The organism is Corallococcus sp. BB11-1 (assembly GCF_026626625.1).
In the GTDB taxonomy this organism is placed as follows: Bacteria; Myxococcota; Myxococcia; order Myxococcales; family Myxococcaceae; genus Corallococcus; species Corallococcus soli.
In genome coordinates this window covers 22,517-36,418 of the sequence record NZ_JAPNJY010000017.1, presented here as the reverse complement: position 1 = coordinate 36,418, position 13,902 = coordinate 22,517, and the positions used below count along the sequence as shown (strand labels likewise).

Genomic DNA, 13,902 nt, shown 5'->3' with positions numbered 1-13,902 from the left:
TCACGGTCGGCCCCCACCACCCGATGCTTCGACAGGCGACAGCCACGCGCCCTCCAGCACGGGCAGGCCCTGCGCATCCAGCGCGAGCCCCGACACCTCCGGGGCCGCGCGCAGTCCCAGCCCTTGCGCGTACAGCGGGATGAGCGGCACGGAGGCAGCCAGCGCCAGGGCCCGCTCCCGGCTGCGCGCATCCCGGGCTCCGGCCTCCGCCAGCGCGCCGATGGGCGGCAGCTCCACCCCGAGCAGGTCGCGGCGTCCGCCCGCCTCCAACACCACGGCCAGCGCGGGGCCAGGGATGGGCGGCAGCAGCAAGGCGCTCAGCATCAACTCGAAGTCGCCCTTCGCCTGACGGGCGCGCAGGGCCGCGCGCGACTGCGGCTCCAGCGCGACGGTGTAGCCCAGCTCGTGCAGCTTCACCTGGATGCGCTCGGCCACCGCTCGTTGATCCGTCAGCGCCGCGTCGTACGCGAGCGTCACCTTGCGCGCCGTCCCCGTGGGCGGCGCCGCGGGCCGGGCCCTGGGACCCTGGGGCAGGAGCGCGGGAGGCAGCAGGTTCGCCATGGGCACGGCGGGGCCCTTCACGAACAGCCGCGTGAGGTCCTCGCGGTCGATGGCGCTCTCGACGGCCTGGCGGAAGTCGGTGGGCACCTTCCGGGGCGAATACGCCAGGTACGTCGCATACAGCGCCGGGCCCGGGAGGGTGTCGTTGTCCGGGGGCGTGCCCAGCTCCACCTGCACCTGCCGCGCGGACCACAGCCGCGTCAGGCCGCGTTCATCCGTGGCGGTGAGCGCCAGGCGGTCCAGGTACGGCCGGCCCTCCGGCCACGCGGGCTGCGCCTCCAGCACGCCCCTGCCCGCGGCGCTGAAGGGACCCGACGCAGGGGACGGCGGCGGCGCGAGCGCCGGATGGCAGAGCGCTCGCTCCAGGTCGGGCCAGGGGAAGGCCAGCGCCAGCTCCAGCCCGGCGCCGGTGGACGTCACCTGCCGGCCCTCGCCCCTCAGCGGGTACAGCAGCGCCCGGTACGGCGACGAAGCGTCGGCCGAGGACAGGCGCGTCCAGGCCCGGGCCACGGCGGTGGCGCTGGCGGAGGAGGGCAGCGCGATGCGGAGGGCCTGCGGCACCGGGCGCGACAGCTCTCGCGCCAGCGTCGGGTGGACGCGTCCATCCGCATCCACGCGGCACACGGGCCGCGTCAGCAGCCCCAGGAGCGCGGCCTCCATCGGCGTGTCGGCGAGGGAGGGTTCACCAATCTCGGGCGGACCGGCGTGGGCCACGCGCAGCTCGCCGCCATAACGGGGACGGCTGGCCGCGAGCGTCGGGGCGGACGCGAGGAGGACGAGGCCCGCGACAACAGGACGGATCATCACGGTGCACCCTGGCGCAGGAGGAACAGCTCGCTCGTGCCATCCGGCTTCCACGAACCCACGATGACTTCCCGGCGCTTGTCGCCATCCAGGTCCGCCGTCACCACGAACAGCGCGCGGCCCGCGGGCAGGGCCCCCTGCCACAGCGGCTCATGGGCCATGGGCGCCTCGGGCGCCAGCGACAGCACGCGCAGCGTGTCCGGTGACGGCTGGAGCTGCGGCGACGTGGTGAGCAGCTCCGGTGCCCCGTCGCCGTCGAGGTCCGCGAGCGCGCTGCCCGCCCCCAGCCCCGACAGCCGCGAGGGCGCGGACGCGGGCCTCGCATAGAGCGACGCCGTGCCATCCGCGTGGACGAACAGCATGCGCGGGGAGGCGAAGCTCGCGGCCCCGAACGGCGCGGGCACGGTGAGCGACCGCCCATCCGCCAGCCGGACCTCCGGGGCGAACACCGTCTGGCCGGGCACGAACGCTCCTCGCTCCGACGTCCCCAGCGGCGCGGCCTCCAGCGTCCCCGCCGCGCGCAGCGTCCCCTTCGCCTTGTCCAGCACGAGCAGCTCACCCCGCGCGTACCGGGTGCTCCACGCGGCCAGTCGTGGGGGCCCCGCGAGCACCGCCAGCGCCCCGAAGGGCTCACGCGTCGTCGCCGTCGCGGGCGCGCCCTCCAGCTCCCTGCGCGCCAGCAGCCGTCCATCCGCCGCGAACACGAACACCTCTCGCGCGGTGAGCGCGGCCACCTCGTCGCGACCATCCCCGTCCAGGTCGCCAGCCGCCAGCGCGGCCAGCGGCGTCTCCACCCGCGCGAACACCGCGCCCAGCAGCCGCGGCGGACGCCGGGGCTGGGGTCCGGGTGTCCCGGAAGAGGGTGTCCCCATCGCGGCCAGGGCCAGCACGGCGGCATCCGCCTCCACGCCCTCGGCCACGGCGGCGGCGGGCCTGGGTGGACGGGTGGGCGTGCGGCCGGACCAGAAGTTCACCCAGGTGCCCAGCACGTCCCCTCGCGCCACCAGCTCTCCGCCCTCCACGTCCAGCGTGAGCCGCGCCAGCGAGCGGGCCCCCTGTTCGCGGGCGGTGGTCTCGGCGCGCTCGGGCGGGACCTCCAGCACCACGGGCCCCAGCTGCCAGGCCGCGAGCCGCGAGGCCAGCAGCGTCCCGAAGGCGCGGCGCAGCTCGGCGGAGCTTCCGGACAGCGACACCGCGACGGGCGCCTCCGCGTGCGCGGCGCGGATCGCCTCCGCCACGGCCTGGGCCAGCCGGGTCGTGGCGGGGGACGCGCCCTCCGCCGCGACGGCCCCGGAGGGCAGGGCGAAGGCGAGCGTCAGGAACAGGGGCAGGAGCGAGCGACTCACAGGCCCTTCTTGCCACCTTCCTCGATGAAGAAGTTGTCCGGCGTCACCTGTCCGGGCGGCGGCGCCTCGGCGGTGGGCTGGGTGCCCTCCAGGAAGGGCTCCAGCCGGCCCGGGACGGCGCTTCCGGCGAGCAGCCCCGTGGCCGGGTCGATGCGCACCTGCGTGACGCCCGGCGGCACCTCGAAGTCGCGCGCGGGCAGGCCCTCCTCCGCCACGCGCATGAAGCTGAGCCAGATGGGCAGCGCGGCCCGGCCACCCGTCTCGCTGCTGCCCAGGGGCGAGTTGTCATCGAAGCCCACCCACGCGCTGGCCACCCAGTCCATCGTGTAGCCGGAGAACCACGTGTCCTTGGATTCGTTGGTGGTGCCCGTCTTGCCTGCGGCCGGCCGGTTCAGCTCGCGCACCGCCCGCGCCGTGCCCTCCTCCACCACGCTGCGCATGAGCGAGGTGGCCAGGTACGCCACCGCCGGGGGCAGCGTCTCCTCGAAGGCCGGCTGGTGCTCCTCCAGGACGGTGCCCTGCGCGTCGCGCACGCGCAGCAGCGCCAGCGGCTCCGCGTAGCGGCCGTTGGCCTGGAGCGTGGCGTACGCGTTGACGGCTTCCAGCATCGTCACCTCGCCGGTGCCCAGCGCCAGCGTGAGGTTCTCCGGCAGCGGCGAGCGGATGCCCGCCCTCCGCGCGAAGTCGATGGCGGTCGCCGGGGTGATGGCCTCGATGAGCCGCACGGACACGGTGTTCTTCGACTTGGTGAGCGCCGTGCGCATGGACATGGGGCCTTCGAACTGTCCGTCGAAGTTCTTCGGCCTCCACGCCTTGCCCGTGTACGGGTCGCGGATGGTCTCCGGCGCGTCGTTCACCGTGGACAGGGGCGTGAAGCGGCCGGACGCCAGCGCGGCGGCGTAGATGAAGGGCTTGAAGGAGGACCCCGGCTGGCGCTTCGCCTGCGTGGCGCGGTTGAACGACGAGCGCTCCGCGTCGTAGCCGCCCACCATCGCCACCACGTTGCGGTTGGCCGGGTTGATGACCACGAGCCCGCCCTGCACCAGCGGCACCTGATCCAACGTGGCCTCCACGAAGGCCGGCGCGGGCGGCGCCTTGAGCACGCGCACGAACACCAGTTCCCCGGGCGTGAGCACGTCCGCGATGCCCTTGGGGGCCTTCTTGCCCTTCTGCCGCGCCCACCCCACGGACGCGAAGGACACCTCCGCGGTGCGGCCCACCAGGTCCACGCGCGCCACGTCGCGCTTGGGGTCCACCTCCGTGACGTAGCCCGTCAGGCGCAGGCCCTCCTCCATGGGCTTGAGCAGGACGCGGCCCGCCCGCTCGCGCTCCGGGGACTGGGGGGCTTCCTCCTCCTCGGCTTCGGCGACCAGCTCCGGCGGGGGGGCTTCCTCCGCGCCGTCGGCCTCGGGCGCGGTCGCCTTGGTCGGTGGCGTGGGGGCGGCGGGGGCCTGGACGAGCGGCGCCAGGTCCGCGACATAGCCCTGGTCCTTCTGCCGACGGCCGGCCTCCTCGATGCGCTGGGTGATGAGCGCGCGGTAGCGGGCCCAGGCGTCCGCTTCCAGCCTGCCCGGGGCGCCCCGGTAGCCCTGGCGCCGGTCCACCGCCTCCAGGCCCTCGCGCACGGCCTTCTCCGCCACGGCCTGGAGCCGGGGCACCTGCGCGATGTCCACGCGCAGGCCGCCCTCCATGACCTTCTTCTCGCCGTAGCGCTCCACGAGCGTGCGGCGGATCTCCTCCGCGTAGTACGCCCCCGCGCTGGGCGCCTTGCGCGGCGCGAGCACGATGGGCTTCTCCTTCTCCGCGTCCACCACCGCGCGGGCGACGAAGCCCTGGCGGGCCATCTGCTCCAGCACGTAGAGCTGGCGCTGCTTGGCGCGGGTGATGTTCGTCACCGGGTTGATGCGGTGGGGCTGCTGCACGGTGCCCGCGAGCACCGAGGCCTCGCCCACGGACAGGTCCTTCGCGTGCTTGCCGAAGTAGAAGAGCGCCGCCTCCTCCAGCCCGTAGCGGCGCTGCCCGAAGTACACGCCGTTGATGTAGAGGCTGAGGATCTGATCCTTGGTGAGGGCCTGCTCCAGGCGCGGGGTGAGGATCCACTCGCGAATCTTGCGGCCCAGGCTGCGCTCGGGCGTGAGCAGCATGTTCTTCACGACCTGCTGCGTGAGCGTGGACGCGCCGGACTTGCGGCTGCCGGGGATGAGGTTCTTCACGCCCGCGCGCAGGATGCCGAAGGGGTCCAGGCCCTCGTGCTTGTAGAAGTCCGCGTCCTCGGCGGCCAGGAAGGCGTTGCGCACGTGGACGGGCAGGTCCTCGATGCGGATGAGCGTGCGGCGCTCCAGCGCGAACTCGGCGCAGAGCGTGCCGTCCGCGCACGTCACCTTCGTCACCTGCGGTGGCAGGTAGACGCGCAGGGACTCCACGGAGGGCAGGTCGCGGCTGAAGTAGGTGTACGTGGCCACGCCCGCGCCAAGGAGGAGCACCAGCCCCACGACGCCCAGCACCAGCAGCCGCTTCGTCCAGCGCCACAGCGTGGCGCCGACTCCGCGCCTTCGGGGCGGCGTTTCCCCGGTGGGGGCCGGGGGGAGGGGCTCGGGAGGAAGGGGCATCGGTCGGGCCGGAGTCATGACGCTCGGAAGAGGGAAGAAGGGTGCACGTTAGACCGGGGGGCGGGCGGGGTGAACCCACGCGGGCGCCCCTCCCGTCGAAGAGGGCTTCCTGGGTCGGCTTCCTGGTCGCCCGCCCTACGGCGCGGCGGGCGGAGGGGCCTGGGGCAGGGCCAGAGCGGGGTCGGCCCGGGCCACGCGCTCGGCGTTGACACGGGCCTGCACGTAGCGGGGCGACAGCCGGGTGGCGGCGGCGTAGGCGGCGCGGGCCTCCTCCAGGCGTCCCAGGCGCTCGCAAGCGACGCCCAGGTTGTTCTGCACGTAGGCCACGTGGGGCAGCAGGGCCGCGGCCTGGGTGAGGACCTCCACGGCGCGGGCGTTGTCGCTGGCGCGCAGGTAGGCGAAGCCCAGGTTGTTGAGCGCGTGGCCGTGCTCCGGCGCCAGGTGCACGGCCTGCTGGAAGCGCAGGATGGCGGAGCCAAGCTCGTTGGCGCCCAGGTGGGCGCGGCCGAGCACCTGGTACACCTCCGCGTCCTCCGGGTTGCGCAGGAGGGCCTCCTCGCCCACCGGCACGGCGTCGGCGAAGCGCCCCTGCGCCACCAGCAGGCGGGCCTGCTGCACCAGGGCCCCCGCGTCGGAGGGCCCCGCCTGGGCCAGCCGGGCGTAGGCGTCCAGGGCCATGGCCGTGTCCCCGGCGAGCCGGGCGGTGCGCGCGAGCTGCGCCAGGGTGTCCGTGTCGCCCGGGGCGTCATGGAGCGCGCGGCGCAGCTCCGTCACGGCGCCGGACAGGTCGCCCAGCTCGCGCAGGCCGTGGGCGCGGGCCCCGTGGTCCACGCGGCGGGCGTGCTCGTGGGGCAGCGCGAGGGCGTCCCCCTTCGCTCGGGCCGCCGCTTCCGACGGGGCGGCCTCCGGGTGCGCGTCAAGGGGGCGCGGCGCGGTCGCGAGCGAAGGCTCCCCGGCGGACGGCTCCAGCGTCAGGGCGGGCGCGGCGGCGGCCTGGGGCGCGCGGGCCTCCACGGCGTGGGCGAGCCAGGGCTTGAGCAGGCGGGGCAGGGGGACGTCCTCCCACGCGGCGAGGCCCAGGGCGGCGAGGGCGGCGGGCACGAGCACCTTGCGAAGCGCGGGCGGAACGGTGAAGCGCCGGGAGGAGGAGGTGGGGCGGCGGGTCCGGGTGCGCGTCTTCGGGTTCATGGCAATCCCCTCGGGGCTGCTCTGGGCCTGCGACGGGGCGCCTGGAGTGACGTCCCGGGGCCGCGGTGGGGCGGCCCGACACGGTCTATTGCGACCGGTGTGCCAACGGCTCCTCCCTCAGGGGGATAGAGGAGGTGTGTCCCTGGGGCCACGGGGCGGGGAAAAGCGTGGCAGGGGGCGTGGGCCGCGTGCGACGGTCGGCGGCGATGCGAATCGCGACCTGGAACGTGAACTCGGTGAGGGCCCGGCAGCAGCGGCTGGTTGACTGGTTGAAGAAGCACCAGCCAGACGCGCTCTGCCTTCAGGAACTCAAGTGCACCGATACGGACTTCCCCTTCGAGGCGGTGAGGGAGGCGGGTTACTTCGCCGCCGTGCACGGGCAGAAGACGTACAACGGCGTGGCCATCCTGGCGAAGCAGGAGCCCACGGACGTGGTGAAGGGCCTGTCGGACGGCGTGGACGACACGCACGCGCGCTTCATCGCGGCGACGGTGGGGGGCGTGCGGGTGGTGAGCGCGTACGCGCCCAACGGGCAGCAGGTGGACTCGGACGCGTACGTGTACAAGCTGGAGTGGTTCCACCGGCTCAAGCGCTACCTGGACACGCGCCACAAGCCGGACGAGCCCATGGTGCTGGGCGGGGACTGGAACATCGCGCCGGACCCCATCGACGTGTACGACCCGGCGCAGTGGGAAGGCCAGACGCTGTTCACGCTGCGCGAGCGGGGCGTGCTCCAGCAGGTGCGCACGTTCGGGCTGACGGACGCGTTCCGGCACCTGCACCCGACGGAGCAGAAGTTCTCCTGGTGGGACTACCGGATGCTGGCGTTCCCGAAGAACAAGGGCGTGCGCATCGACCACCTGTTCCTCACGGCGCCGCTGGTGCCCCGGCTGGTGGCCTGTGACGTGGACCGCGAGGAGCGCAAGGGACAGCAGCCGTCGGACCACGCGCCGGTGTGGCTGGAGTTGAAGGACTGAGTAGAGTCGGGGGCATGTCCGTCCTCCGATTGGATTGCACGAAGTGTGACCAGACGTTTGCGCCGGGCACGGTGTGGAACCTGTGCACGGCGTGTCAGGCGCCGCTGTTCGCTCGCTACGACCTGGAGCGCGCGGCCCGCACGCTGCGGCCCGAAGCGCTGTCCGGGCGCGAGCGCTCCATGTGGCGCTACCACGAGGTGCTGCCGGTGGAAGACCCGGCGCACCGGCTGAGCCTGGGCGAGGGCTTCACGCCGCTGCTCCCCGCGCCCCGGCTGGCCGGATGGCTGGGATTGAAGCGCGTGCTGGTGAAGGACGAGAGCGGCAACCCCACGGGGTCCTTCAAGGCGCGAGGCCTGTCCGCGGCGGTGTCGATGGCGAAGGCGCTGGGGGCGCAGGCGGTGTGCCTGCCGTCAGCGGGCAACGCGGGCAGCGCGCTGGCGGCCTACGCGGCGCGGGGCGGGATGGAGGCGCACGTCTTCGTGCCGAAGGACATCGCGTCGCTGTTCCTGATGGAGACGCGGGCCTACGGCGCGCACGTGGAGACGGTGGACGGGCTCATCTCCGACGCGGGCCGGGTGTGCGCGGGGCTCGCGAAGGAGCATGGCTGGTACGAGTGCGCGACGCTGAAGGAGCCCTACCGGGTCGAGGGCAAGAAGACGATGGGCTACGAACTGGCGGAGCAGCTCGGGTGGACGCTGCCGGACGTCATCCTGTACCCGACCGGTGGTGGGACGGGGCTCATCGGGATGTGGAAGGCCTTCGAGGAGATGGAGGCGATGGGGCTCATTGGCGCGAAGCGGCCCCGGATGGTGGCGGTGCAGGCGCAGGGGTGCGCGCCCATCGTGAAGGCCCACGCGGAGGGCAGGGCGGACGCGCCGATGTGGCAGGGGGCGACGACGCACGCGCACGGCCTGCGGGTGCCCAAGGCGCTGGGGGACTTCCTCATCCTGCGCGCGGTGAAGGACAGCCACGGCACGGCGGTGTCGGTGACGGAGGAGGAGATCGTTCAGGGCACGAAGGACATCGCCTCCGCGGAGGGCCTGTTCGTGGCGCCAGAGGGCGGCGCGTGCGTGGCGGCGCTCAAGAAGCTGCATGCCGCCGGGGACGTGACGCCGGAGGAGTCCGTGGTCGTCTTCAACACGGGCACGGGGTTCAAGTACGTGGAGAACATGGCGCCGCTGTGGTGATGGATGTGTGTCTGGGATTGCGTGAGCGGGAGCCTCAATCATGAGCCGTGTACCGGAAAAGCCGTCGCGTCCTCCGGGGATGCCGGAGGAGCCTGAACCCGAACCCGTGGGGTCGGCGCACCTGCGGCTGGATGGGGTGCTGGAACTCCGGATGGGCGCTTCGGCTCGGGGGGGAATCGTTGGAGAGGCCCTGTTCATCATCAAGCCAGGGGATGCGCGCTACGAGTCGGTGCGCGAACACCTGGGCCCGATGGAACCGGGTGGCTACGCGCCGGTGTTGCCGTTCCCTCCGGGCACGTTCTGACGCGAGGATTTTGCGCGCTGGTATGGGGGACGTGATGAGACGTCCCTTCGCGCTGCTCCTGCTGTTGACGACGGTCCTGGGGGGGGGGCGCGTCGACGCCACATCCCGCCCTTGAGGACTGGGACGCAGCGGAACCCGCTGGAGAGGATTCGTGCAAAGAGCACGACAAGTGCGTGGCGCTCGTCTGCGCCGACGACTTGTGCGGGCTCTATCGTTGCGAGGACGCGGGGACGTTGCTGGCGCGGGGCGGCGGTGTCCGGCCTCCCGTGGCGGCTTCGGCGCCGGGCTTCGGGCCCCGGCGGAATTGGGGGACGGCTCAGCCGCTACCGGGTGACCGCGAAGCCATCTTCGTCATCCGTTGGCACAACCACCCCGCGCCTCCTGCTCCGCCAGATGGAAGGAAGCCCTCAGGTTCAGGTTGGGTCCGGCATCATCTCTATCCCCAGGACCCACGACTCGCGACGTTTTTCAAACGCCGGGCGAATATCAACGTGCATGACTTCACGATGGTGATTCCACGAGCCGAACACCTGCGATTGCATGGCGCAGGAGGGCGAGGAGGTCCCTGGAATCAGGCGTGGCACGACTTCGCCTCGAAAAACAGGACTGCGACGCCGAAGCAGATTCAGGAGCAGTTGAACCGGATGATCGTCGAATTCAATATCATGGGCCCCATTGTTCCCTACTATTTCCTTCGCTGAGACACAGGAGGGCAGGTGAAATATTTCAGGCTTCATCCCGCGGAAGGTCCGCGGTTCACAGGCACTCTGGAAGGCATCCATCGGTGGGGGCTTCCGGGCGCGCTATGCCCTGTATGCCAATCAGGTCCCGGAGGCCTCGGTGAGGCGTACCCCTCCGTGGATCTCGCGGGATGGTCTCATCGGCGGGAGTTGGAGGAGCCCAGGCAGGCGCCGCTCGAAGAATACGAACGACTGCGCCTCTTGCTGAGGCCCCAGGCCCCCCCTGGTGCCCTGTTATTGCCGGAGGCAGAGTTCGGTCCCACCGTCGGAAAAGCTTTCGGTTGGTGGGGAGATTTGCATCTACCTGAGCCGTGGACCCTGGTGATGAAGCGTGGCGCCGTGGAGCGCCTGCGCGAAGCAATGGGCATCCAGCTCAGGGCCTGTAGAATGGATCTGCGCTTCCAGGAGATAGATACTCCGGACCTGCTGGAGATCGAAATCCATCCCCATGGCAGGCTTGACGACAGTTGTTTCCTGGATGGACGTGAGCGCCCGTGTGAACGATGCGGCCGTCAGGGAGACATCCTCCCCGATATTCCCATCCTGGATGGAAGCACGCTGCCAGTGGGACAAGACCTGTTCCGGTTGGCGGACTTCACGACCATCATCATCGCCACCGAGCGCTTCGTCGAAGCCGTCAACCGCCTCGGGCTGGAAGGGGTCGTGTTCAAGGAAGTGCCCGTGAGTTGACGCTGCTTCACGGCTCGACAACCAACCGCGTCCAATCCGCCTCCACCCGAACCCAGACCATCCGACGGCACCGTCTCCTCCGACTGCGCTGAAGCCCTGGAGGGCATGTGAAGTATTTCGAGCTACATCCTGCGGAAGGTCCGCGCTTCACCGGCTTCCTGGATGGTGTGCATCGTTGGGGGCTTCCGGGTGGGCTTTGTCCGGTGTGCCAGGCCAGCCCTGGTGGTCTCGGTGAGGCCTATCCATCCGTGGACCTCTCCGGCTGGTCTCTCCGCCGGGAAATCAGGGAGGCGAGGCAGGTTCCTCTCGAAGAGTATGAGCGGTTGCGTGATCGCTTGAGGCCACATGCGCCCCCCGGCGCCCTGTTGCTCCCTGGAGCCGGGTTCGGTCCGCTCAGTGGGAAAGCTTCCGGTTGGTGGGGCGCGTTGCATCTGCCAGCGCCTTGGACGCTGGTCATGAAGCGTGATGCATTGGCCCAGTTGCGCGGCACAGGCATCAAACTCCTTGCCAGTGAAATGGACATCCACTTTGAAGGGATTGATGTCCCGGACCTGCTGGAGATCGAAATCCATCCCCACGGCCGTCTGCACGACAGCTGTTTCCCGGGAGGCCGTGAGCGCCCATGTGGACGCTGTGGTCGCCAGGGAGGCAGCCTCCCGGATGCGCCACTCCTGGATGCGAGCACGCTGCTCGCAGGCCAGGACTTGTTCCGGCTGAAGGACTACACGACCGTCATCATCGCCACCGAGCGCTTCGTCGAAGCCGTCAACCACCTCGGGCTGGAAGGGGTCGTGTTCAAGGAAGTGCCCGTGACCTGACGCTGCTTCACGGCTCGACGACCAACCGCGTCCAGCCCGCCTCCACCCGAAGCTCCAGCACCCCGTCCTCGAACCGGTGCGCCAGGGCCCCCGTCACCTGCCGCACGGACCCCAATCCATACACCCGCACCGTCTCCTCCGTGCGTGCCCGCTCCAGTGCCCCCGTCTCGCTCCGCTCCAGCCGCAGCACCCCGTCCACCAGCCCGCCCCGCAGCTCCGTGAGCCGTGACGGGCCGTACCCGTCCCCCGCGTCCTCGTAGAGGCGCCCTCGAACCTCCGGCGCCGCGTGCATGTGCCACTCCAGGTGCTTCCAGTTCGCGTCCGTGGTGTGCATCGCCGGCTGGGTCAGCGCCACCGCGCCCCCGGCCCGCAGCCACACCGGCACCGTGTCCAGGGGACCGTCCGCGATGACGTACTGGCCTCCCTCGCTCACCTGTCCCACCCGCTCCAGGCCGGGCCACTCCAACCACGTCCCCGCCGGCAGCCATGCCAACCGCTTCGTCTGTCCTGGCCGCACCACCGGCGCCACCATCAGGTCCTGCCCGAACAGGAATTGATCGAACGCGCCCGCGGCTTCCGCATCCCAGGGCGCCTCCATCAACAGCGGCCTCAAGGGCGCGAGCCCCGTCTGTGACGCCTCGTGCATCAGCGTGTACAGCGTGGGCAGCAGCCGGTATCGCCGCTCCAGCGTCGCGCGGGCCAGCGACAGGTAGGGCTCTCCGTAGCGCCACGGCTCCTGCGGCGGCGTCCCCTTGCCCGCGTGGTTGCGCATCAGCGGATAGAACGTGCCGGTCTGCATCCAGCGCACCAGCAGCTCACCGTTCGCCCGGCCCACGAAGCCGGGGATGTCCGTCCCCGTGAAGGCCACCGCCGCCAGGCCCAACCCCACCAGCATCGGGATGGACGTCTCCAACTGCGTCCAGTGGCTGGAGTTGTCCCCGGTCCACACCGCCGCATAGCGCTGGATGCCCGCGCTCCCCGCCCGCGTCAGCAGGAACGGTCGTGCCTTCGGACGCAGCTCGCGCAGCGCTTCGAAGGCCCCCTTCGCCATGCCCAGCGCGTAGACGTTGTGCACCTCCAGGTGCCGCTTGTCCCCGTGCCGGGCGTCGTAGGGCAGCGTCTGTCCTTCCACCTTGCCCACGCCCTCCGCGCGCTGGCTCGTCACCGTGAGGATCCCCAGGTCCGGCTGCACCGCGAAGCACGACGGTTCATTCATGTCGTTCCAGAACCCCGCGATGCCCAACTCGACGAAGTCTCGGTGCAGGCCGCCCCACCAGCGCTGCACCTCCGGCCGCGTCAGGTCCGGGAACACCGCGGGCCGGGGCCACACCTCGCCCACCAGCACGCCGCCCCGGTCGTAGCGCACCAGGTAGTCGCGCTCCCGGGCCTCCTCGTAGGGCGCCCAGCCCGGCTCCTGCTTCAGCGCGGGATCCACGATGGGCACCAGCCGCACGCCGTCCGCCGCCGCCTCCCGCACCAGCCCCGCCGGGTCCGGGTAGCGCGCCCCATCCCAGGTCCAGACCTTGTACCCATCCATGTAATCAATATCGAGATACACGACGTCCAGGGGCAGGCGCCGCCGCCGGTATCCCTGGATGACGCCCCGGATGTCGTTCGCGGTCTCGTAACCCCAGCGGCTCTGCTGCGCGCCCAGGCTCCACAGCGGGGGCAGGGGAGGGCACCCCGTCAGCTTCGCGTACCCGCTCACCACGTCCCGGATGGCCGGCCCGGCGAACAGGTAGCAGTCCAGCTCCGGGCCCCAGGACTCCCACTCCACCCGCGACGCGTCCGTCAGCGCCACGTCCACCTCCGAGCGCCACGACTCGTCCAGGAAGAACCCCCACGCCACGCCCTCGCGCAGGCCCACGAAGAAGGGGATGGATTGGTAGAGCGGATCCGTGTCCGGGTGGTGTGGCATCACGTCCGTGTTCCAGAACGTGAAGTGCATCCCCCGCTTGTCCAACGGGCCCACCTTCTCGCCGAAGCCCAGGTAGCGCTCCTCCGGTGGGGCCCGCAGCGTCAGCCGGGAGCGGTGGTGGCCCATCGGATACGCGGCCCGCACCTCCCCGGACACGCTCACGCTGCGCGCCAGCTCCCGCCCCGCCGCGTCCCGGAAGCTCCACAGCCCCGACGTGACGTCGATGTCCAGCGACACGCCTCCCGCCGTCACCCGCGTGCGCTCCGGGGTGCGCTGGAGGTCCAGCCGCTGGGGGGAGCCGGCCGCGACCACCGCCCAGGAGCGCTTGTCGGGCAGCTCGGGATGAAGGAAGCCGACCTCCGAGGACACCGGTGCGTGCCGCACCCGCAGCACCCCGGGCAGCGGACTGGACACCTCCAGGACGGCGTGACGCCCGGACAAGCGCAGGCGGTAGGGCTCGACGTGGGCTTCAGCGACGTGCATGGCTTCCAATCTAGGAAGCACGCCGCGACCCGCACCCGTTTTTCCGCAACCCCGCGTGCCATGCTGTCCACCGCCATGAATCCCCCCGAGCCCCTGCCCTTTCCGGACAGCCTCTGTCACCGCTGCGCCGCGCCCCCCAAGTACGTCCAGACGCGGACCTCCACCTTCATCCTCTGTCCGCTCCTGCCCCAGAAGTACGCGCCCCAGCCGGTGCGGGCGTGCTCGCTGTTCCGGCCCCTCGCGCCCGCGACGTAGCCCGGAGCGCGCCCGTCCGCAG

At 71.6% G+C, this 13,902-nt stretch carries 11 protein-coding genes and 1 pseudogene; 7 read left to right on the top strand and 5 right to left on the bottom strand.

Features of this window, described 5'->3' with window-relative positions; all coding sequences use genetic code 11:
• From OV207_RS14575 to OV207_RS14560, 4 genes are all read right to left on the bottom strand, one after another.
• Positions 1-1,368: an ABC transporter substrate-binding protein gene (locus OV207_RS14575; RefSeq protein WP_420715216.1), complete on the bottom strand. Its 1,368-nt coding sequence runs from the start codon at positions 1,366-1,368 to the stop codon at positions 1-3.
• The gene (locus OV207_RS14570) at positions 1,365-2,711 is read right to left on the bottom strand and encodes an FG-GAP repeat domain-containing protein (RefSeq protein WP_420715215.1); all 1,347 of its coding nucleotides are present in this window, start codon (positions 2,709-2,711) and stop codon (positions 1,365-1,367) included. Before OV207_RS14570 ends, OV207_RS14575 begins: the two co-directional genes overlap by 4 nt.
• Positions 2,708-5,320 carry a penicillin-binding protein 1A gene (locus tag OV207_RS14565; RefSeq protein ID WP_267555857.1) on the bottom strand — a complete coding sequence of 871 codons (2,613 nt, stop codon included), beginning with the start codon at positions 5,318-5,320 and terminating at the stop codon, positions 2,708-2,710. The genes OV207_RS14570 and OV207_RS14565 overlap by 4 nt, the downstream gene beginning before the upstream one ends.
• Positions 5,321-5,455: 135 nt before the next feature.
• Entirely contained in the window at positions 5,456-6,508 is a 1,053-nt protein-coding gene (locus OV207_RS14560; protein ID WP_267555856.1) for a tetratricopeptide repeat protein, read from the bottom strand.
• Between the two features lie 206 nt (positions 6,509-6,714).
• Between OV207_RS14560 and xth the strand changes: the two genes are divergently transcribed.
• The 6 genes and pseudogenes from xth (at position 6,715) to OV207_RS14530 (ending at position 11,224) form a co-directional block, all read left to right on the top strand.
• Positions 6,715-7,485 carry an exodeoxyribonuclease III gene (xth, locus tag OV207_RS14555; protein ID WP_267555855.1) on the top strand — a complete coding sequence of 257 codons (771 nt, stop codon included), beginning with the start codon at positions 6,715-6,717 and terminating at the stop codon, positions 7,483-7,485.
• Between the two features lie 14 nt (positions 7,486-7,499).
• Positions 7,500-8,672: a threonine synthase gene (locus tag OV207_RS14550; protein ID WP_267555854.1), complete on the top strand. Its 1,173-nt coding sequence runs from the start codon at positions 7,500-7,502 to the stop codon at positions 8,670-8,672.
• Between the two features lie 40 nt (positions 8,673-8,712).
• Positions 8,713-8,976, top strand: a complete 264-nt coding sequence (locus OV207_RS14545; RefSeq protein ID WP_267555853.1) for a hypothetical protein — start codon at positions 8,713-8,715, stop codon at positions 8,974-8,976.
• A 143-nt stretch (positions 8,977-9,119) separates the two neighbouring features.
• Positions 9,120-9,677 (top strand): annotated as a pseudogene (locus OV207_RS14540) (TIGR02269 family lipoprotein); the annotation flags it as partial.
• Between the two features lie 15 nt (positions 9,678-9,692).
• Positions 9,693-10,406 (top strand): double-CXXCG motif protein, encoded by a 714-nt coding sequence (locus OV207_RS14535; protein ID WP_267555851.1) that lies wholly within the window; start codon positions 9,693-9,695, stop codon positions 10,404-10,406.
• Positions 10,407-10,513: 107 nt separating this feature from the next.
• On the top strand, positions 10,514-11,224 hold the full coding sequence (locus OV207_RS14530; RefSeq protein ID WP_267555850.1) for a double-CXXCG motif protein: 711 nt from the start codon (positions 10,514-10,516) through the stop codon (positions 11,222-11,224).
• A 7-nt stretch (positions 11,225-11,231) separates the two neighbouring features.
• Here the strand turns inward: OV207_RS14530 and OV207_RS14525 are convergent, their stop codons facing one another.
• Positions 11,232-13,625 (bottom strand): glycoside hydrolase family 31 protein, encoded by a 2,394-nt coding sequence (locus tag OV207_RS14525; RefSeq protein WP_267555849.1) that lies wholly within the window; start codon positions 13,623-13,625, stop codon positions 11,232-11,234.
• A gap of 75 nt (positions 13,626-13,700) precedes the next feature.
• Here OV207_RS14525 and OV207_RS14520 point away from each other — a divergent pair, with 75 nt between their 5' ends.
• Positions 13,701-13,880, top strand: a complete 180-nt coding sequence (locus OV207_RS14520; protein ID WP_227027025.1) for a hypothetical protein — start codon at positions 13,701-13,703, stop codon at positions 13,878-13,880.
• Positions 13,881-13,902 lie beyond the last annotated feature (22 nt).

Bases quoted from the DNA above. Each gene is read 5' to 3' on its own strand.
- OV207_RS14520 (WP_227027025.1), top strand. From the start codon at position 13,701: ATGAATCCCCCCGAGCCCCTGCCCTTTCCGGACAGCCTCTGTCACCGC.
- OV207_RS14565 (WP_267555857.1), bottom strand. From the start codon at position 5,320: ATGCCCCTTCCTCCCGAGCCCCTCCCCCCGGCCCCCACCGGGGAAACG.
- OV207_RS14545 (WP_267555853.1), top strand. From the start codon at position 8,713: ATGAGCCGTGTACCGGAAAAGCCGTCGCGTCCTCCGGGGATGCCGGAG.
- OV207_RS14525 (WP_267555849.1), bottom strand. From the start codon at position 13,625: ATGCACGTCGCTGAAGCCCACGTCGAGCCCTACCGCCTGCGCTTGTCC.
- OV207_RS14560 (WP_267555856.1), bottom strand. From the start codon at position 6,508: ATGAACCCGAAGACGCGCACCCGGACCCGCCGCCCCACCTCCTCCTCC.
- xth (WP_267555855.1), top strand. From the start codon at position 6,715: ATGCGAATCGCGACCTGGAACGTGAACTCGGTGAGGGCCCGGCAGCAG.
- OV207_RS14550 (WP_267555854.1), top strand. From the start codon at position 7,500: ATGTCCGTCCTCCGATTGGATTGCACGAAGTGTGACCAGACGTTTGCG.